General features: G+C 62.7%; 17 protein-coding genes. 12 read left to right on the top strand and 5 right to left on the bottom strand.

Annotation, left to right across the window (positions count from 1 at the left end):
* Window positions 1-82 precede the first annotated feature (82 nt).
* Genes DYL59_RS30115 through DYL59_RS30105 form a run of 3 tightly spaced genes read right to left on the bottom strand, consistent with a single transcriptional unit; the run spans window position 83 to window position 3,322 of the window.
* The gene (locus DYL59_RS30115) at window positions 83-1,558 is read right to left on the bottom strand and encodes an FGGY family carbohydrate kinase (protein ID WP_135292435.1); all 1,476 of its coding nucleotides are present in this window, start codon (window positions 1,556-1,558) and stop codon (window positions 83-85) included.
* A gap of 5 nt (window positions 1,559-1,563) precedes the next feature.
* Window positions 1,564-2,496 (bottom strand): transketolase family protein, encoded by a 933-nt coding sequence (locus DYL59_RS30110; protein ID WP_135292434.1) that lies wholly within the window; start codon window positions 2,494-2,496, stop codon window positions 1,564-1,566.
* A complete protein-coding gene (locus DYL59_RS30105) occupies window positions 2,486-3,322 on the bottom strand; it encodes a transketolase (RefSeq protein WP_135292433.1) in 837 nt (278 codons plus the stop codon). The genes DYL59_RS30110 and DYL59_RS30105 overlap by 11 nt, the downstream gene beginning before the upstream one ends.
* A gap of 350 nt (window positions 3,323-3,672) precedes the next feature.
* On the opposite strand from DYL59_RS30105, the gene DYL59_RS30100 reads away from it, so the two are divergent.
* The 8 genes from DYL59_RS30100 (at window position 3,673) to DYL59_RS30065 (ending at window position 11,865) form a co-directional block, all read left to right on the top strand.
* Window positions 3,673-4,680, top strand: coding sequence for an ABC transporter permease (locus tag DYL59_RS30100; protein ID WP_122489679.1), 1,008 nt, complete (start codon window positions 3,673-3,675; stop codon window positions 4,678-4,680).
* A 51-nt stretch (window positions 4,681-4,731) separates the two neighbouring features.
* Window positions 4,732-5,664, top strand: coding sequence for a sugar ABC transporter substrate-binding protein (locus tag DYL59_RS30095; RefSeq protein WP_135292432.1), 933 nt, complete (start codon window positions 4,732-4,734; stop codon window positions 5,662-5,664).
* 15 nt (window positions 5,665-5,679) lie between these two features.
* Window positions 5,680-7,188 carry a sugar ABC transporter ATP-binding protein gene (locus tag DYL59_RS30090; RefSeq protein WP_135292431.1) on the top strand — a complete coding sequence of 503 codons (1,509 nt, stop codon included), beginning with the start codon at window positions 5,680-5,682 and terminating at the stop codon, window positions 7,186-7,188.
* Window positions 7,189-7,329: 141 nt separating this feature from the next.
* Window positions 7,330-8,109, top strand: a complete 780-nt coding sequence (locus DYL59_RS30085) for an SDR family oxidoreductase (RefSeq protein WP_337678429.1) — start codon at window positions 7,330-7,332, stop codon at window positions 8,107-8,109.
* An 18-nt stretch (window positions 8,110-8,127) separates the two neighbouring features.
* Entirely contained in the window at window positions 8,128-8,928 is an 801-nt protein-coding gene (locus tag DYL59_RS30080) for an SDR family oxidoreductase (RefSeq protein WP_135292429.1), read from the top strand.
* Window positions 8,929-8,973: 45 nt separating this feature from the next.
* Window positions 8,974-9,927, top strand: coding sequence for a sugar-binding transcriptional regulator (locus DYL59_RS30075; RefSeq protein WP_135292428.1), 954 nt, complete (start codon window positions 8,974-8,976; stop codon window positions 9,925-9,927).
* Window positions 9,928-9,949: 22 nt separating this feature from the next.
* A complete protein-coding gene (gene tal / locus DYL59_RS30070) occupies window positions 9,950-10,873 on the top strand; it encodes a transaldolase (protein WP_135292427.1) in 924 nt (307 codons plus the stop codon).
* Window positions 10,870-11,865 carry a GlxA family transcriptional regulator gene (locus DYL59_RS30065; RefSeq protein ID WP_135292426.1) on the top strand — a complete coding sequence of 332 codons (996 nt, stop codon included), beginning with the start codon at window positions 10,870-10,872 and terminating at the stop codon, window positions 11,863-11,865. Before tal ends, DYL59_RS30065 begins: the two co-directional genes overlap by 4 nt.
* Before the next feature lie 149 nt (window positions 11,866-12,014).
* On the opposite strand, the gene DYL59_RS30060 is transcribed toward DYL59_RS30065, so the two are convergent.
* Together DYL59_RS30060 and DYL59_RS30055 are read right to left on the bottom strand one after the other, a co-directional pair.
* The gene (locus DYL59_RS30060) at window positions 12,015-13,421 is read right to left on the bottom strand and encodes a mechanosensitive ion channel family protein (protein WP_135292425.1); all 1,407 of its coding nucleotides are present in this window, start codon (window positions 13,419-13,421) and stop codon (window positions 12,015-12,017) included.
* A complete protein-coding gene (locus DYL59_RS30055) occupies window positions 13,421-14,350 on the bottom strand; it encodes a LysR family transcriptional regulator (protein ID WP_135292424.1) in 930 nt (309 codons plus the stop codon). Before DYL59_RS30055 ends, DYL59_RS30060 begins: the two co-directional genes overlap by 1 nt.
* Window positions 14,351-14,569: 219 nt before the next feature.
* On the opposite strand from DYL59_RS30055, the gene DYL59_RS30050 reads away from it, so the two are divergent.
* From DYL59_RS30050 to DYL59_RS30030, 4 genes are all read left to right on the top strand, one after another.
* Complete coding sequence (locus DYL59_RS30050) at window positions 14,570-16,108, top strand: sensor histidine kinase (protein ID WP_135292423.1); 1,539 nt, start codon at window positions 14,570-14,572, stop codon at window positions 16,106-16,108.
* Entirely contained in the window at window positions 16,105-16,761 is a 657-nt protein-coding gene (locus tag DYL59_RS30045) for a response regulator transcription factor (RefSeq protein ID WP_135292422.1), read from the top strand. Before DYL59_RS30050 ends, DYL59_RS30045 begins: the two co-directional genes overlap by 4 nt.
* Before the next feature lie 359 nt (window positions 16,762-17,120).
* Window positions 17,121-17,489 carry a response regulator transcription factor gene (locus DYL59_RS30035; RefSeq protein ID WP_135292420.1) on the top strand — a complete coding sequence of 123 codons (369 nt, stop codon included), beginning with the start codon at window positions 17,121-17,123 and terminating at the stop codon, window positions 17,487-17,489.
* A 132-nt stretch (window positions 17,490-17,621) separates the two neighbouring features.
* Window positions 17,622-18,821 carry an NAD(P)/FAD-dependent oxidoreductase gene (locus DYL59_RS30030; protein ID WP_135292419.1) on the top strand — a complete coding sequence of 400 codons (1,200 nt, stop codon included), beginning with the start codon at window positions 17,622-17,624 and terminating at the stop codon, window positions 18,819-18,821.
* Window positions 18,822-18,929: the final 108 nt, after the last annotated feature.

The raw sequence follows: 18,929 nt of genomic DNA, 5'->3' as shown, positions 1-18,929 counted from the left end.
CGGTGGGTCAGGTACAGATGAGCTGACTGATCCACCGCCATCGGGAGCAAGCCCCCTCCCACATTTAGACCTTCACCAGTTTTTAGAGCAGTGTGCGGCTGAGGGCCTTTTTCCATTCGGCATAACGGCTGATCATCGCCGGGTCATCCTGCGGTTCAAACCGCTCACGCTGACGTTCCAGCGCGCCCAATGCAGCATCACTGGCCCACACCCCCAACGCCCGCCCGGCCAGGTGCGCCGCACCCAGCGCCGACACCTCCGGCGACAGGCTGCGCACCACCGGACGTTGCAGCAGGTTGGCCAAAAACTGCATCAACCAGCGATTGCGCGTGGCGCCGCCATCTACCCACAACTCCTTTAACGGGCTGCCGATGTCTTGCTGCATCGCCTCGAACACATCGCGAATCTGGTAGCCGATGGACTCCAGCGCAGCGCGCAAGATATGCGCACCCGAGGTGGCTTCGGTGAGCCCGCAGATCAAGCCCCGCGCATCGGCTTTCCAATGCGGCGCGCCCAGGCCGGACAACGCCGGTACAAAGTACACGCCACCGTTGTCCGGCAACTGCGCAGCCTGTTCGGTCAAGGCATCCAGGGACTCCCCCGCCCCCAAACGCGAAGCCCACTGCACGGCCGCGCCGGTGTGGACGATGTTGCCTTCCATACCAAAGGTCGGTTGCTCGCCGTCATGCCAGGCCAAGGTGGTGGACAGGCCATGGGTGGAGGCAATCGGCCCGGCCATGGGAGTCATCAGTGACGAGCCGGTGCCGAGCGTGGCCTTGACCAGCCCCGGCGCAAAACCGCCCTGACCATAAAGTGCGGCGTGGGAGTCGCCGATCATCGACATCACCGGGATGCCGGCGGGCAACCCACCGACCGCGGCGGTCTCAGCAAAGAAACCGGCGCTCGGCTGGATCGGTGCCAATGCGGCCAGTGGAATGCCGAACAGATCCAGCAGTTCAGCGTCCCACGCGCAGGTGTGCAGGTTGAACAACTGCGTGCGCGCCGCGTTGGAAGAGTCGGTGGCAAACACCTGGCCGCCGCTCAGCTTCCACAACAGCCAGCTATCAACGGTGCCCAGGCAGATTTCACCGGCTGCCGCACGGGCATGGCCGTTTTCGAGGTTATCGAGAATCCAGCGGAATTTACCGGCAGAAAACATCGGGTCCAGGGCCAGCCCGGTCTTTTCCAGGATGACGGCCTCATGCCCCTGCTCATGCAACTGGCTGCACAACGCCGTGGAGCGTCGGCACTGCCAACTGATGCACGGCGACAACGGCTCGCCGCTGCGCCGGTCCCAGGCCACCACCGATTCGCGCTGGTTGCTGATGGCAAGCGCGGTGATAGGCCGGTCCACCTGGGCCAGGCAGTCTTCAATCGCCGCCAGGGTGTTCTGCCAGATCAGCAGCGGGTCCTGTTCGGAAAACCCAGGCTGCGGGTGGCTGATGCTCAACGGCCGCGAACCCCGGGCGATCACCTGCCCGAGCTCGTTGACCAGCACCGCCTTGGCGTTGCTGGTGCCTTCGTCTATCGCCAGGATCAGCGGAGTGTTGTTAGTCATTGAATTCACCGCAACCGAGTGGCAGCCGCCACGATCCCAGCCGCGTCGATGTTATGCAAGGCGCGGGTCGGTTCGCGGGCACCAGCGGCGGCGTATTCGCCATCGCCAATCCCCAGGCGCACCAGCGGGATGCCCAACCCGGCTTCGGCCAGCACTTCGGCCACCAGGCTGCCCACGCCGCCGTTGATGTTGTGCTCCTCAACGGTGATCACGGCACGCGTACCGCCGAGCGCGTCACGCAACACGTCGCGCTGCAGTGGGCGGATCGACGACAGGTTGATCACCTGGGCCTCAATGCCCTGCTCTGCCAGCAACGCCGCCGCGTCCACCGCCTCATGCACCACCGAACCGAGGGCCACGATGCTGACGTGTGCACCCTGGCGCAGGATATCCACCTGGCCTGGGCTGAATTGATAGTCGGCGCCATGCACATCGGGCAAGGCTTTACCGTCGAGACGGATATACACCGGGCCTTCGTGGCGCAACGCGTAATGGACGATCTGCCGACATTCGAGCGCATCGGCCGGGGCGAAGATCTGCACATTGCCAAAACCGCGCATCACCGAAATATCGTCGAGGCTGTGGTGGGTGCTGGCCAAGGGGCCGTAGCTGGCACCGGCATTGAGGCCGAACATTTTCACGTTGGCCTGGTTGTAGCAGACGTCCACCTTGATCTGCTCGTTGGCCCGCGAAATCAAAAACGGCGCCGCGTTGCAGGTGACCGAAATCTTGCCGCCCAGGGCCAGGCCAGCAGCAACGCTGACCAGGGACTGCTCGGCAATCCCCACGTTGATCAGGCGCTCGGGAAAGCGCTGGGCAAACGGGCCGATCTTGGCCGTGGAGGTGGAGTCGCTGACCACGGGCACCACGTCGAGCCCGGCGTCAACGGCGGCGATAAAGCCTTCCACCATGACACTCGCCAAATGTTCACTCGTCATGATTCAACTCCTCCAGTGCTGCGTTGATTTCATCACCCTTGGGCACGCGGTGGTGCCACTCGGGACGGGCCTCGATAAACGACACGCCCTTGCCTTTGATGGTGTGGGCGATCAGCACCTGGGGTGCGCCCTTGCGGGTCTGCATGGTTTCCAGGCTTTCGATCAACTGGCCCACATCGTTGCCGTCGCACTCACTGACGGTGAAGCCAAAGGCGGCCCATTTCACGTCCAGCGGGTCCAGCGGCATGATCTCGGCAGTCAGCCCGGCCAGTTGCAGCTTGTTCTTGTCGACGATCACAAACAGGTTATCCAGGCCGTACTTGGCGGCGGCCATCGCCGCTTCCCAGTTGGAGCCTTCGGCCAGTTCACCGTCACCGGTCAGCACATAGATGCGTTTGTTGCTGCCCGACATCTTCGCCGCCAACGCCAACCCCACCGCCACCGGCAAACCGTGGCCGAGGGCGCCGGTGTTGAGTTCGATACCGGGGGTTTTCTGGCGCACCGGGTGGCCGGGCAAGTGGGAATTGAAGTGCTGATAGGTCGGCAGCCAATCCACAGGAATGTAGCCCGCCTGCGCCAGGCAGCAGTACAAACCGCCGACACCGTGGCCCTTGCTCTGGATGTAGATGTCGCGCTCCGGGTCTTGGGTGCGTTCCGGGCCGGCATTGAGGATGCGGAAGTACAGGGTGGCGAGGATGTCGGTTTCCGACAGGTCGGCCCCGGTGTGGCCGCCGGCCGGTGAGTCGGCATTCAGGCGGATAACGTGGCGCCGGATCAGGCGGGCCTGTTCTTTGATCTGGTGGGCGTCGTACTGGAAGGCATTCATGCAGCGGCTCCTTTGAGGCTGACCACGCGGGGTGAAAGTGTCCAAGGCTGTTTTGAATATTTATTCAGCCGTGACAGTATATTTCTATTTAGACGCCGAACGTTCAGCAGGTCAAGTGAGCGAACGGCAGAAAAATCAAAAATATCCCTCGGACAGACGGCCAAAATCCCACGCGCGCTTATCTATCCCGTGGCTTTGCGTGCTATGAAAGCAGCGGTCTAGAGGCCCACATAAAAAATTAAGCACTTGACATTGCCACGGTGGCACTGGAATCTGAATTAACAGTCAGGCACGCATAAATATTCAAGCGCCCTGAAAGCACTCCAAAAAAAATAAATCAGGAGAACACTGTGGACGCCAAAGCTATTGTCCAGCACCCGGCCGAACTCAAGCCGCCCCACCGCCCACGGCTGGTGAAACTGCTCCCCAGCAATATCGGCGGCCCACTGATCGGCCTCGTGCTGCTGGTGCTGGTTTTCTCCTTCAGTTCCGAATTCTTCTTTTCCTTGCGCAATGGCCTGAACATTCTTGATCAGGTCACGGTGCTGGGCATCCTCGCCATTGGCATGACAGCGGTGATCGTCATCGGCGGTATCGACCTCTCTGTGGGCTCGGTGCTGGCGTTCTCGATGATGATGCTCGGCTGGCTCTACCAGGATCAGGCGGTGCCGCTGGGCTTTGCGATCCCAATCTCGATTGCCACCGGCATGCTCGCCGGGCTGGTGTCCGGCGCGTTGATCACCTACGCCAAGTTGCCGCCGTTTATTGCCACGCTAACCATGATGTCGGTGGCCCGTGGCCTGGCGAATATCCTCACCGAAGGCCGGCAGATCGTCGGCTACCCGGACTGGTTCACCAGCCTGGCCACGGTGCGCCACTTCGGTTTCCTCTCGGCCACCGTCGGCTTGTTTTTGGTGATGCTGCTGGTGGCCTGGGTGTTCCTGCGCTTTCGTGCCGGTGGCCGCAACCTGTATGCCATGGGCGGCAGCCCGGAAGTGGCGCGCCTGTCGGGTATCAAGGTGCGGGCGATCACCCTGTGGGTCTACGCCATCAGCGGCGCCCTCGCCGGTATCGCCGCCGTAACCCTGGCCGCGCGCCTCGACTCGTCCCAACCCAGCGCCGGCCTGAGCCTGGAACTGGACGCCATCGCCGCCGTGGTGATCGGTGGCGCCAGCCTTAACGGTGGCGTCGGCAGCATCGGCGGCACCCTGGTGGGCGTGCTGATCATTGGCGTGTTGCGCAATGGCCTGAACCTGCTGGGCGTCTCGCCCTTTATCCAACAAGTGGTGATCGGCGTGGTCATCGCCCTCGCGGTGACCATCGACACCCTGCGTCGCCGTTCCAGTACTGCCCGTTAAACCTGTTCGACCGTTGACACCCTCCAACAATAAAACCAGGAGTCACCCGACATGTTCAGCCCCAAGAAACTGCTGTTGGCCACCGCACTCGCCGCCGCCGCCCTTACCACTGCCGGTACCACCTGGGCCAAGGACCTGACCATCGGCCTGGCCGTGGCCAACCTGCAGGCCGACTTCTTCAACCAGATCAAGCAATCGGTGGAAGCCGAGGGCAAGGCCAAGGGGATCAAGGTGATCACCGTGGACGCCCAGGGCAACTCGTCCACCCAGGTCAGCCAGATTGAAGACCTGATCACCCGCCAGATCGACGTGCTGATCTACATCCCTGCGGGCGCTACCGCTGCCGGTGTGCCGGTAAAAGCTGCCAAAGCCGCCGGTATCCCGGTGATCGCCGTAGACCGCAACGCCCCCGACGCACCGGGCGATACCTTTATTGCCAGCGACAGCGTGGCGGGCGCCAAGACCCTGGCCGAATACGTGGGCAAGGTCACCGAAGGCAAGGGCCGCATCGCGATCCTGCAAGGCCAACTCGGCACCACGCCGGAAAACGACCGTGCCAAAGGCTTCGAAGAAGGCCTCAAAGCCTTCCCGGACCTCAAAGTGGTGGCTCAGCAACCTGCCGAATGGGCCCAGGACAAAGGCTTTGCCGTAGCCCAGGACCTGCTCCAGCGTGACCCGAACATCACCGTATTCTTCGGCCGTGCCGATGCCATGGCCCTCGGCGCCGCCCAGGCGGTGAAGGTGGGCAACCTCGATCACAAGGTCGTCGTCGTAGGTTTTGACGGTGACGTCGCCGGGCTCAAGGCTGTGGAAAGTGGCGTGCTGAACGCGACCATGACCCAGCAGACCCAGAAGATGGGCCGCCTGGCCGTGGCGTCGGCCATTGACCTCAAAGCCGGTAAAGCCGTGCCCAAGGAACAACTGCTGCCCACCGTGCTGACCACCAAAGAAAACGTCGCGCCGTTCCTGCAACAGCACCCGTAAGCCTTGGAGGTCGTCATGCACGCAGCAGCTTCGGATAACACCGTGGATGCGGTGTTGTGCCTGCGCAATATCAGCAAGGCCTACGGGCCGGTGCAGGTGTTGTCCCAGGTGAACGTGGATATCCGCCCCGGCGAAGTATTGGCCTTGCTGGGCGAGAACGGCGCGGGTAAATCCACCCTGTCGTCGATCATCGCAGGCCTGGTACAACCCGAAGCCGGGGGCAGCATGACCTGGCAGGGCCAGCCCTACGCGCCGAGTTCGCCGGGGGCGGCACTGGGCGCGGGTATCGGCCTGATCCACCAGGAAATCCGCCTGCTGCCGCAATTGTCGATCGCCGAGAACATCTTCGTCGGTCGCCTACCCATGCGTTATGGGAAGGTGGACCGCGAGTACATGGAGGCCCAGGCGCAGATCCAACTGGAACGCCTGGGGCTCAAAGTGCCCGCCTCACGCAAGGTCGAAGGCCTGAGCGTGGCGGCCCAGCAACTGGTGGAAATCGCCAAGGCCCTGACCCTCAAGGCCAGCCTGCTGATTCTCGACGAACCCACCGCCGCATTGGGTGGCGAAGAGACCGAGTTGCTGTTCAAGCAGGTGGAACGGCTCAAGGCCGAGGGCGTGTCGTTTATCTATATCAGCCATCGCCTGGAAGAAATCGCCCGCATCGCCGACCGCGTGTTGGTGCTGCGCGACGGCCAACAGGTGGCCCTGCACGCTACGGCCCAGGTGCCGGTGCGCGAGCTGGTGGAGCAAATGGTCGGGCGCAGCCTTGAGCGAATCTTCCCGGCGTTGCAGCCACCCCAGGAGCGCGTGATGTTGCAGGTCAAGGACTTGCGCTGCCGCGAACTGGCCCTGCACGGCATCGACTTCAGCGTGCGCGCCGGTGAAGTGTTCGGCATTGCCGGGGTGGTCGGCGCCGGGCGCACCGAGCTGGTACGCACCATCGCCGGTGCCGCCCAGGACATCCAGGGGCACATGCTGCTGGACGGCGAAGTGCGCCAGCTGCGCTCGCCCTTCGAGGCGATCCAGGCCGGTGTGGTGTTGGTGCCCGAAGACCGCAAGCAGCAAGGCGTGGTGGTGGAGCACCGCATCGAAGACAACCTGATTTACGGCAACACCGACCTGCTGGAAAAACGCGGCTGGGTGCTGCCTGCCGCCCTGCACGAATTCGCCCGCACGGCGGTGGCGCGGTTGGGTGTGAAAGGGGCGCCGCAATCGCGGATCTCCAGCCTGTCCGGCGGTAACCAACAAAAAGTGATCATTGCCAAATGGCTGGCGCGCAACCCCAAGGTGTTCATCCTCGACGAGCCGACACGGGGCATCGACGTGGGCGCACGGGCGGCGATCTACGAAGTGATCGCGGACCTGGCGGCCAAGGGTATGGCGGTGATTGTGGTGAGTTCGGACCTGGATGAAGTGCTCGGGTTGTCGCACCGCGTGATGGTCATGAGCCGGGGGCGGCAGATGGGGATTCTGGAGCGCGGTGAAGCGACGCCGGTGTCGGTGATGGAGATGGCTACTGCCTGACTGCCCTGCCCTCACAAACAATGAAGATCCAATGTGGGAGGGGGCTTGCTCCCGATAGCGGTGGGTCAGTTGAAAACTGTATGACTGATACACCGCTATCGGGAGCAAGCCCCCTCCCACAGGGGTTCAGTGTGATTTCAAATTACGGAGTTATTCATGCAACTTTTTAGTCTTCAGGGCCAAGTCGCCTTTGTCACCGGTGCCGGCAGCGGCATCGGCCAAGCCATCGCCGTGGGCCTGGCCGAAGCCGGTGCCGATGTGGCGTGCTTTGATTTACCCAACAGCCCAGGCATCAGCAGCACCGTCGAACGCATCCAGGCCCTCGGCCGTCGCGCCCTCGCCCTCAGCGGCACCGTCACCGAACGCGCCGCCCTGGATGCCGCCGTAGCACGCACCGAACAAGAACTCGGCGAACTCAGCGTGGCGGTCAACTGCGCCGGCATCGCCAATGCCCAGGCCGCCGAAGACCTGGAACTGCAACGCTGGCAGACCACCCTGGACATCAACCTCACCGGGATTTTCCTCAGCTGCCAGGCCCAGGCCGCCGTGATGCTGCCTCGTGGCAAAGGCGCCATCGTCAATATCGCCTCCATGTCCGGCAGCATCGTCAACCGTGGCCTGCTGCAAGCGCACTACAACACCTCCAAGGCCGGGGTGATCCACCTGAGCAAAAGCCTGGCGATGGAATGGGCCGACAAGGGCCTGCGGGTCAACTGCATCAGCCCCGGCTACACCGCAACGCCAATGAACTCGCGCCCGGAAGTCGCCGACCAGGTGAAGATCTTTGAACAGACCACGCCCATGGGCCGCATGGCCAGCGTGGAAGAAATGGTCGGACCGGCGATTTTCCTGGTGAGCCAGGCGTCGTCGTTCTGCACCGGTGTCGACCTGTTGGTCGATGGCGGTTTCGTTTGCTGGTAAGCCTTGGAGCCCACTCTCATGTCGCAACGTTTCAGCGGTAAAACCATCGTCATCACCGGCGCCTGCCGTGGCATCGGCGCCGGCATTGCCGAGCGCTTCGCCCAAGAAGGCGCCAACCTGGTCCTGGCCTCCAATGATGTGGAGCGCGTGACCTTCACCGCCGAGCAACTCGCCAAGGAATACAGCGTCGACACCCTCGCCCTGGGCATCGACGTCACGAACGAAGACGACATCGCCAAGCTCTACCGCGAAGGCCATGCACGCTTTGGCAGCATCGACGTATCGGTGCAGAACGCGGGCATCATCACCATCGACCATTACGACAAAATGCCCCGCGCCGACTTCGACAAGGTGCTGCAAGTCAACACCACCGGCGTCTGGCTGGGTTGCCGCGAAGCGGCCAAGTACATGGTCAAGCAAGGCAGCGGGCGGCTGATCAACACCTCGTCCGGCCAGGGCCGCCAGGGTTTTATCTATACGCCGCACTACGCCGCCAGCAAGATGGGCGTGATCGGCATCACCCAGAGCCTGGCGCTGGAACTGGCGCGGCATAACATCACAGTCAACGCGTTTTGCCCCGGCATCATCGAAAGCGAGATGTGGGACTACAACGACCGCGTCTGGGGCGAGATCCTCAGCACCGACGAAAAACGCTACGGCAAAGGTGAATTGATGGCCGAATGGGTCAAGAACATCCCCCTGCGCCGCGCCGGCAAACCCTCGGATGTGGCGGGTTTGGTGGCATTTTTGGCCTCCGACGATGCGGCCTACCTCACCGGGCAGGCGATCAATATCGACGGCGGCCTGATCATGTCGTAAGGGTTTGGTATCCTCACCGACATTGAAACATCTACTGAGGCCTTCATGAGCCAGATCGAAGAACAGCGCCTGATCACCAAGATCGCGAGCCTCTATTACGAAGAAGGGCTCAAGCAGTCCGAGATTTCCACGCAACTGGACCTCTCCCAGTCGTTTATCAGCCGCGCCCTGCGCCGGGCGCTGCAAGACGGCGTGGTGAAGATCAGCGTGATGCGCCTGCAAGGCCTGCACCTGGAACTGGAAAGCCAATTGCAGCGCCGCTACGGCGTGCGCCGGGTGATCGTGGTGGAAGCCACCGAGCCCGGCAATGACGAAAGCATCAAGCAGGCCATCGGCTCGGCGGCCGCCCACTACCTGGAAACCAGCCTGTCGCCCCAGGATCACATCGGCATTTCATCGTGGAGCAGCACCATTCGCGCCATGGTTGGCCACCTGCATGTGCAGCCGGGCAAGCAAGGCGCCGAAGAAGTGGTGCAACTGCTGGGCGGCGTCGGCAACAAGGGCGCGTTCGAAGCCACCCTGCTCACCCAGCGCCTGGCCACCCTGCTCAACTGCCCGGCCTACCTGCTGCCCTCGCAAAGCATCGAGCAGTCGGTAGAGAGCAAGCAGCGCATCGTGCAAATGGAAGAGGTCAAGGAGGTGCTGCAACGCTTTGACAGCATCACCCTGGCGATTGTCGGCATCGGCGACCTGGAGCCCTCGCAACTGCTGCGCAACAGCGGCAACTACTACACCGAAGACATGCTGCGCCTGCTGGCCGAACGCGGCGCGGTAGGTGATATCTGCCTGCGCTACTTCGATGCCCAGGGCACGCCGGTACTGGAAGAAGATGAAGAATTCGTGGTGTCGGTGGCGCTGCCCAAGCTGCGCGCCATCCACCGCGTGCTCGGCCTGGCCGGCGGGCTGAACAAGGTCCAGGCGATTCGCGGCGCGCTCAAGGGCGGCTACCTGGACATCCTGATCACCGACCTGGATACCGCGCAGGCCCTGAACCACTAACCCCTTTTGGAGACCACCGCTCATGACGTCCAAGCTCGAACAACTCAAGCAATTCACCACCGTGGTCTGCGACACCGGCGACCTGGAAGCCATCAGCCGCCTACGCCCGGTGGACGCCACCACCAACCCGTCGCTGCTGCTCAAGGCCGCCGCCATCCCCGAATACGCCGACCTGTTGCGCAGCGCCGTGGCCCACGCCAAGGGTGATGTGGACCTGGCCTGCGACCACTTCGCGGTGTCGGTCGGCGCGGGGATTCTCAAGGTGATTCCGGGGCGCATCTCCACTGAAGTCGACGCACGCTTGTCGTTTGATGAAGAGGCACTGTGGGCCAAGGCCAACCAGTTGATCGCCCTGTACGACCAGGCCGGTGTCAGCCGCGACCGCGTGCTGATCAAGCTGGCCTCCACCTGGGAAGGCATCCGCACCGCCGAACGCCTGGAAAAAGCCGGCATCCAGACCAACCTCACCCTGCTGTTCTCCTTCGCCCAAGCCGTGGCCTGCGCCGATGCCGGGGTGTTCCTGATCTCGCCGTTCGTGGGCCGTATCTACGACTGGTACCGCAAGAGCACCGGCCAGGACTACACCGGTGTCGACGACCCAGGCGTGCAGTCGGTGACGCGCATCTACAACTACTACAAGGCCAACAACATCCCCACCGTGGTGATGGGCGCCAGCTTCCGCACCCTCAGCCAGATCGAACAACTGGCCGGATGCGACCGCCTGACCATCAGCCCGGACCTGCTGCAAAAACTCGCCGAAGACCATGGCACTCTTGAGCGTAAATTGCGTCCGGGCACGGCGGGTGAAGCCCGCCAGTCGTTGACCGAAGCGCAGTTCCGTTGGGCCTCCAACGAAGACGCCATGGCCACCGAGAAACTCGCCGAAGGCATTCGCCAATTCGCGCGCGACCAGGAAAAGCTGGAAAAACTGCTGGCCAGCGCATGACGCCTGTCGCCGCGCTGGGCCAGCCGCGCACGTTGGTGTTCTTGGCCTATCCGCAGATGGGCCTGCTGGACCTGACCGGCGCCCAGACCGTGTTCTGGGCCGCCACCAAGGCCATGGCCGAGCGCGGTTTGCCCGGCTATGTGATGCACACGGCGAGCCTGGCCGGTGGGTTGATGCAGACCGCCGAAGGCTTGAGCGTGCACACGGTGCAGTTGGGCTTGTTCGGCGATAACGCCATCGACACCCTGATCGTCCCCGGCGCGCCGGCCATCCAACAGGCCATGGCGGCCAACACCGAGCTGGTGGAGTGGCTGCGCATCGCATCTGCCCACGCCGGGCGTACCGCCTCGGTGTGCAGCGGCACCTTCCTGCTGGCGATGGCCGGTTTGCTGGACGGGCGTCGCGCCGCCACCCACTGGGCCATGTGCGACATGCTCAAGCAGGGCTTCCCCGCCATCGTGGTGGATATGGATGCGATTTTTATCCAGCAAGGCAACGTATGGACTTCGGCGGGAGTGACTGCCGGGATCGACCTGGCCCTGGCCCTGGTGGAAATAGACTGCGGCCGTGACGTGGCCTTGCAAGTGGCCCGCGAACTGGTGGTGTTTCTCAAGCGCCCTGGCGGGCAGGCGCAGTTCAGCCAGCTGTTGCAGGCACAGACCGACGACAGCGCAGGCTTTGATGAACTGCACCTGTGGCTTGCCGACAACCTGCAAGCGCCCGACCTGTCGGTAGAACGCCTGGCGCAGCAGGCGCAGATGAGCCCGCGCAATTTTGCGCGGGTCTACAAGCAACGCACCGGGCGCACGCCGGCCAAGGCGGTGGAGTTGTTCCGCATGGAAGCGGCGCGGCGACTGCTGGAAGACTCCGAACGCAATATCGACCAGATCGCCAGGCTGTGCGGCTTTGGGGATGAGGAGCGGATGCGCCATACCTTCCACCGGCACCTGGCGATTTCGCCCAGGGAATACCGCGAGCGCTTCTCCCGCTGACACGGTACCGGTAAGCCATGAAGATCAATGTGGGAGGGGGCTCGCCCCCGATGAGGGCGTGTCAGTTGATACATAGGTGACTGACACACCGCTATCGGGAGCAAGCCCCCTCCCACATGGGTTGCATCCAATGCAGGGGCCAGCGGTGGTTATTTGTTTTGCAGCCAGCGCAGGAACCCGGTTTTTTTGATCGCCTGTGGCTTCTTCAAGACCACGGCCTCCCGAATACTTTCACGCTGATGCTGCAATTTATCCAACGCCATCAACAGATCACTGCTGTGCTGCAACTGCGCGCCCAACAGGGCTTTTTCGATGCGATACAGGCGCCCGCTGGTAAGGCTGCGAAACTGCCCACGGGAACGCCCATCCGCCAGAATCCCCTCCTCCCCCATCACTTCACCGGGGCCCATGCGCCCGGCTTCGACCACGCGTTCACCATCATGGATGGCCACTGACACCACGCCGGTGGCAATGATCAGCAGGCCATCGGCGATTTCGTCAAAGGCCAGCAGCACCTGGTTGGCCTGGAAGTCCACTGCCGTCATGGCCTCAGCCAGGCGGTCGCGTTCCTCGACGCTGAGGGCGCGCATCACCCGCGCCTCCTCCAACAATTGGCGCTGACGGCTCCAGGCCGGTACGCTCGTACCCCAGGTCACGCCTGCCGCCTCAAGGTGCCGATGGGCCAGGTCGAACATCAGGTTGCGCACACTGTTGCGGGCTGAACGCGAGGCGACAAACCCCCTGAGCTCGTATTCGTTGAACTCCAGCTGCGAACTTTTGATCCAGACCTTGGACGCAGGTGTGGGCAACAGCGCCTGGGTGCCCTGCAGGGCTTTCTCCAATGCCTCCAGCACCCGCCGTGGCGCGACGCTGCTGGGCACTGCGAGAGTAACGGCAACGCCATGCATTGCGCCCGAGCGGCTGTGGTTGAGGATCTTCGCCTTGGCCGCCAATGCGTTGGGCACCACCGCGACGCTGCCCGTCTCGGTTTGCAGGTGGGTGGAGCGCCAGTCGATTTCCAACACTTTGCCTTCTACACCCTCGATGCTGACCCAGTCGTTGAGCTGATAGGGTTTGGTGGTGTTGATCACAATGCCGCTGAAGACATCACTCAGGGTGCTTTGCACCGCCAGGCCAATGATGATCGCCATGGCCCCCGACGTCGCCAGCAAGCCCTTGACCGGCAGTTGCAGCACATAGGCCGCTGCGCCCACGATGGCCAGCAGGAAGATCACCGCCCCCAGCACGTCATGCAACAGGCGCGCACTCTGGCCAACACGGGCGGTGAGGCCGTGACCGAGGATCACCGTTACCGTGCGGGCCGCAAATAACCACCAACCGATTCCGAGCACCGTGGCCATCAGGTTGAGCACTGCATCGTCGGGCCAGGGCGGTGCCTGCAAAGGGCTGATGCCAGCGGCCACCATCACCCAGCAGAACAGCGTGAACACCCACACCCGCGACACTGTGCGCAAGGTGCGCTTTTGCGGGCCGAGGCATTGCCAAAGCGCCAGGTCCAGCAGGATCAAGGCACCGCCCAGCAGCAACGTGTTCATCAACTGGCCACCGCCAACACCAGCGGCTCCCCTAGAAATACACTGCACCGCGCCCGCAGCCAGCGCTCTCCCGGATCGTTATGGGTGGTGCCACGCCACACCAGCGCCAGCTCCTGCTCGGGCAACACCAACGGCGCACACTGCGCCCGCAACCCGCCCACACCCGCCATGGCGTATGCCACGTAGTCCGGCACGATGGCGAGCATATCGCTGTCGGCAAGCAACACCGGCAAGGCGCTGAACTGCGGCACCGTGAGCACCACTTTGCGCTGGCGCCCGATGAGGTCCAGGGCGCGGTCGCTGTCATCGAGCACATTGCCCATGGACGACACCACGGCATGGGGCCGTTGGCAAAAGTCCTCCAGCCCCAGTTCACCCGGCCGGTTATCGGCGCGCAGCAGCATCGGGCGCATCGGCCGCAGGCTTTTGCGCCGCGCGTTGGCCGGCAGTTCCTGTGTATGGCTGATGCCCAGCGAGATTTCGCCACTGGCCAGCAACTGGGACATGTGCCAATGGTCGGCGCGGCGCACCACCAAGGTCATGTTCGGCGCCTCGATACGCAGGCCCCGCAGCAGGCTGGGCAGCAAGGCGTACTCGACATCATCGGACAGGCCGATATGGAAGGTCGCCTCGCTGGTGGCCGGGTTGAACGCCTGGCAGCGGCTCAGCGCCGCCGCGATGCTGTCCAGCGCAGGTCCCAGGTTGCTGAAGATCTCTTCAGCACGGGAGGTGGGCTGCATCAAGCGCCCGGCGCGGATGAACAGCGGGTCATCGAACATCAAACGCAGGCGGCCCAAGGCACTGCTGATGGTCGGCTGGCCGAGGAACAGTTTTTCGCCGACGCGGCTCACATTGCGCTCATGCATCATCGACTCGAACACCACCAACAGGTTGATGTCAGCACGACGCAGGTCATTTCTGTTCATCATGTCAGCCACCCGGCCCAGGGCCTTGGAGATTCGTAAGAGGCCTCAGGTTAGGGGCGGCGTGGCCCGGCGTCTCTCCTACCTGGGGACAGTGCCGTCATACCTGGGTATAGGGCTTGGCAGGATTTCAGGGTTTTGTGTCCTACTCGGTGCGAACGGATGCTTTTAAAGTAAGCGTCCGATGCTCCACGCTCTACAACAACAACGGAGTGCCCGAAGGCCATGAAAATTACCGTTCCCGCGAGTGTGCGCCGCGAACATTCATGGCTGACCGGTCTCTGGGACAGGCTGCTGTTCAACCCACGCCAGGCCCAGGCACGCGCCGCATTCGGCATCAGCCCGACACCGGCGATCAACGCGCTCGGCTGGGTGGTGGGGTTGGTGGTGGCGTGCGGCATCGTGGTGATCAACTCCGAAACCCACACCGATTGGGCGCCCACCCTGCTGTACATCACGCTGCTGTTGATGGCCGCCAATCTGTTTTCGATCAATGTGGTGATTGGTGTCGCGCTGTTTTCCATCGCCCTGCTGACCGCGCTCTTTCTCTACAACGGCAACTATGAGCGCTGGGATGCGGTCACCGGTTTCTTCCGCTGCCTCACCGCCCTGTCGGCCATTACCTTTCTGGCGCTGCGCAGCAAATATGCGGCGGACAGCCTGCGCCACAACGAGGCCTATCTGATCGGTGCCCAGCGCCTGAGCCAGACCGGCAGCGTGAGTTTTCGCGGCGACAGCGAGACGATGTCCTGGTCGCAGGAACTGGCCCGCATCTTTGAATTCCCCCCTCACCAGATACCCACCGTGGCCATGGTGCTGGAACGCACCCACCCCGACGACCTGCACCTGGCTCATGAAGTGTTTGCAAAGGCGCAGAACCGCGCGCCGCTGATTGAGGTCAAGCATCGCCTGTTGATGCCCGACGGGCGCATCAAGCATATCCATATGATCGCCAGCCCCGTCGAGGCCCGTGGGCGATTCGAGTACCTGGGCGCTGTCATGGACGTGACCGCCAGCAAGCGCGCTGAAGAAGCCCTGTTTCACGCCCAAAGCCAGTTGGCCCATGTCACCCGCATCACGTCCCTGGGCGAATTGGCCGCCTCGATTGCCCACGAAGTCAACCAGCCACTGACCGCCATTACCAGCAGTGGCGAAGCCTGCCGACGCTGGCTCGACCGCCCGGTGCCGGACCTCAACGAAGCGCGCCAGTCCCTGGACCGCATCGTCTCCAGCGCCTGCCGGGCCAGTGAGGTGATCAGCCGCATCCGTGCGCTGTCACGCAAGTGTGACCCTTTGCGCAAGCCCGAGTCCCTGGACGCCATCGTCAACGAAACCCTGGGCCTGGTGCAGCATGAGCTGTCGCGCCACAAGGTGCGCAGCCGCGTGGAGTTGAACGTGCTCGACGCACAGATCAACGCCGACCGCATCCAACTGCAACAGGTGATCATCAACCTGGTCATCAACGCCTGCCACGCCATGGAAACCATCGCGCCCCGCCAACGCCTGCTGCAAGTGCGCACCTGGGTCGAGGGCAATGACGTGCTGCTGGAGGTGGCCGACCACGGCATCGGCATCGACGACGCCTCGATGCTCACGCTGTTCCAACCGTTCTTCACCACCAAGCCCGATGGCCTGGGCATGGGCCTGTCGATCTGCCGCTCGATCATCGACTTTCATGGCGGCCGACTCTGGGCCACCAGCACGCCAGGCCACGGCACGGCCTTCACCTGTTCACTGCCGCTATTGGCCAAGGACGCCCCATGAACGACCTGCACCCGATGAACCGCGTTATCAGCCATGAACCCTGGGTGTATATCGTCGATGATGACCGCCCGTTGCGCGAATCCCTCGGCAGCCTGTTGCGCTCGGTGGGGTTGCAAGTGCAGCTGTTTGGCTCGGCGGCCGAGTTCATGAACTTCCCCCGCCCCGACCTGCCCAGTTGCCTGGTGCTGGATGTGCGGCTGCAAGGCAGCAGTGGCCTGGATTTTCAGAATGAGCTGGTGGCAGCGCGGATCAACCTGCCCATTGTGTTTATGACCGGCCACGGCGATATCGCCATGACTGTGCGTGCCATGAAGGCCGGCGCGGTGGATTTTTTGGCCAAGCCGTTTCGTGAGCAGGACTTGATCGACGCGGTGTGCGCGGCCCACACGAAGGACAAGACGCGGCGCGAGTCCGAACGTGGCAATGACCAATTGCGTACGCGCTACGCGACCCTTACACCGCGTGAGCAGACGGTGATGGCGCTGGCGGTGTCGGGGCTGATGAACAAGCAGATTGCCGGTGAGATTGGTTTGAGTGAGATCACGGTGAAGATTCATCGTGGGCAGGCGATGCGCAAGATGGTCGCGCGCTCGTTTGCTGACCTGGTGCGGATGGCCCAGGCGCTCGATATTCCGGTCAAGGCACAAGCCTGACCGGCGACGGCTTTATATCAGGTGTGCATCGATCAAAATGTGGGAGGGGGCTTATCCCCGATGGCGGTCTATCGGTGTGCATACCCATTATTTGGGTGGCGACTGCTATAGGTTTCGCCCTTACGGCGAGTCACTTTGGAAAAAAAAGACCCCAAAGTAACCAAAGGGCTCTTGCCCCACCACTCGGTGTCTCGCCTAGGCTCTACATGCCCGAACGAAGGCTTGAATCCGTGGGCCGCCACCACGCCCACGGCATCACCCGCTATACGCACGTATAGTATTTTGCCGGTAGGGACGGCGTATCTTGAGGTAATGGCGGGTTGCTTCCATGTGCGGCCCGATTGCCTTCAGGTATTGAAATGTCTGACACCAAGATAATTGCCGTCGTCGATGATGATGAGTCTGTTCGTATGGCATTGGATGGGCTGCTGCGCTCCAACGGCTATAGCGTTCGGTTGTATGCCAATGCCGAGGCGTTCCTGGGCTCGGAGGGGCCGCGCAGCACTGCCTGTTTGATCAGCGATATCCAAATGCCTGGCCTGTCGGGTATCCAGCTTTACGAAACCCTGCATGCCCAAGGCATCGACATTCCAGTGATTTTCATCACGGGTTATTCCGGCCCATCGCCCACCCTCGACCCTACGCTGCCGGCGCCGGTTGCATTCTTTCCCAAGCCGTTTTCCTGCGCCCAATTGATGGTCTGCCTCGAAGGCCTGATGGGCCGTTAATACCTTGGTATAGCGGCCTCACACTTACGCATGCCCGCACTGACCCTAGGTAGAAGTGTTTGAGCCAAGCGGCCTGGTTAGTCTTTCTGCACGCAGTCCCAATCACGTAACGAAGATCTCCAGGAGCAAACCATGAAACAGCACATTCTTATTATTGGCGCAGGGTTCGGTGGTGTGTGGAGCGCATTGAGCGCGGCCCGGCTGCTGGATAAACACGACCGCAATGACGTACAGATCAGCCTGCTCGCCCCCCAACCGGAACTGCGTATCCGCCCGCGGTTCTACGAGCCGGATGTGCATACCATGATGGCCCCGCTCGGTCCGTTGTTCGACGCGGTCGGCGTGAGTTTTATCGAAGGCGCGGCCGACAGCATCGATGAAAACGGCAAGCAGGTGACCTACCGCAACGCGGCCGGCATCTCTACCACGATCAAGTACGACCGCCTGGTGCTGGCCGCCGGCAGCCGTTTGAATCGCCCGCAAATGCAAGGGATCGAGCACGTTTTCGATGTGGATCAGATTGAAGATGCCACACGTCTGGAAGCCCACATCAAGGCGTTGAAAAACCTGCCTGACAGCGCGGCGCGCAATACCGTCGTGGTGGCAGGCGGCGGTTTTACCGGTATTGAAACCGCCACCGAGATGCCAGCGCGGCTGCGTGCGGCCCTGGGTGATGGCGTCGACATTCGCGTGGTCGTGGTCGACCGTGGCCCGCAGATCGCTGCATCCATGGGCGATGGCATTCGCCCGTCGATCATCGAAGCCAGTCAGGAATTGGGCCTGGACTGGGTACTCGACACCTCAGTGGCGTCGGTGGACGCCGGCGGTGTGACCCTGGCGAACGGGCAGCGGATTGAGTCGAGCACTGTCATCTGGACCATCGGTTTTCGCGCCACCCCGCTCACCGAGCAAGTCAGCGGCACCCGCGACCCACAAGGCCGCCTGCATGTGGACGGCAACCTCAAAGTCAAAGGCCAGGCTGATGTGTTCGCCGCCGGTGACGTGGCCTACGCCGCCACCGACACGTTGGGCAACTTTGCCGGCATGTCCTGCCAGCACGCCATCGCCCTTGGCCGCTATGCGGGCAATAACGTCGCCGCCGACCTGATCGGCGTGGCCCCGATGACCTACAGCCAGCCCAAGTACGTCACCTGCCTCGACCTCGGCGCCTGGGGTGCAGTGTTCACCGAAGGCTGGGACCGCCAGCTGAAACTGGTGGGCCAGGAAGCCAAGGAACTCAAGCACCAGATCAACACCGTGTGGATCTACCCGCCTGCGGCTGATCGCGCGGTGGCACTGGCGGCGGCGGACCCGTTGATTCCGGTGGCCTGATTCAAGCGATCCCTACACCGGGCAGCCCTCTCCTTGCTGCCCCGGTCACTCCCGAGCGCCCGCCGATGAAGTTTAGGCGGGCGTTTTTTTAAGGTTCACTCGATCAAA

This window comes from Pseudomonas kairouanensis (assembly GCF_004682055.1).
Lineage (GTDB): Bacteria > Pseudomonadota > Gammaproteobacteria > Pseudomonadales > Pseudomonadaceae > Aquipseudomonas > Aquipseudomonas kairouanensis.
Note: the sequence above shows the minus strand (reverse complement) of the source record. Positions and strands in the feature narration are given on the sequence as shown.

Bases quoted from the DNA above. Each gene is read 5' to 3' on its own strand.
- DYL59_RS30115 (WP_135292435.1), bottom strand. From the start codon at position 1,558: ATGACTAACAACACTCCGCTGATCCTGGCGATAGACGAAGGCACCAGC.
- DYL59_RS30110 (WP_135292434.1), bottom strand. From the start codon at position 2,496: ATGACGAGTGAACATTTGGCGAGTGTCATGGTGGAAGGCTTTATCGCC.
- DYL59_RS30105 (WP_135292433.1), bottom strand. From the start codon at position 3,322: ATGAATGCCTTCCAGTACGACGCCCACCAGATCAAAGAACAGGCCCGC.
- DYL59_RS30095 (WP_135292432.1), top strand. From the start codon at position 4,732: ATGTTCAGCCCCAAGAAACTGCTGTTGGCCACCGCACTCGCCGCCGCC.
- DYL59_RS30090 (WP_135292431.1), top strand. From the start codon at position 5,680: ATGCACGCAGCAGCTTCGGATAACACCGTGGATGCGGTGTTGTGCCTG.
- DYL59_RS30080 (WP_135292429.1), top strand. From the start codon at position 8,128: ATGTCGCAACGTTTCAGCGGTAAAACCATCGTCATCACCGGCGCCTGC.
- DYL59_RS30075 (WP_135292428.1), top strand. From the start codon at position 8,974: ATGAGCCAGATCGAAGAACAGCGCCTGATCACCAAGATCGCGAGCCTC.
- tal (WP_135292427.1), top strand. From the start codon at position 9,950: ATGACGTCCAAGCTCGAACAACTCAAGCAATTCACCACCGTGGTCTGC.
- DYL59_RS30065 (WP_135292426.1), top strand. From the start codon at position 10,870: ATGACGCCTGTCGCCGCGCTGGGCCAGCCGCGCACGTTGGTGTTCTTG.
- DYL59_RS30060 (WP_135292425.1), bottom strand. From the start codon at position 13,421: ATGAACACGTTGCTGCTGGGCGGTGCCTTGATCCTGCTGGACCTGGCG.
- DYL59_RS30055 (WP_135292424.1), bottom strand. From the start codon at position 14,350: ATGATGAACAGAAATGACCTGCGTCGTGCTGACATCAACCTGTTGGTG.
- DYL59_RS30050 (WP_135292423.1), top strand. From the start codon at position 14,570: ATGAAAATTACCGTTCCCGCGAGTGTGCGCCGCGAACATTCATGGCTG.
- DYL59_RS30045 (WP_135292422.1), top strand. From the start codon at position 16,105: ATGAACGACCTGCACCCGATGAACCGCGTTATCAGCCATGAACCCTGG.
- DYL59_RS30035 (WP_135292420.1), top strand. From the start codon at position 17,121: ATGTCTGACACCAAGATAATTGCCGTCGTCGATGATGATGAGTCTGTT.
- DYL59_RS30030 (WP_135292419.1), top strand. From the start codon at position 17,622: ATGAAACAGCACATTCTTATTATTGGCGCAGGGTTCGGTGGTGTGTGG.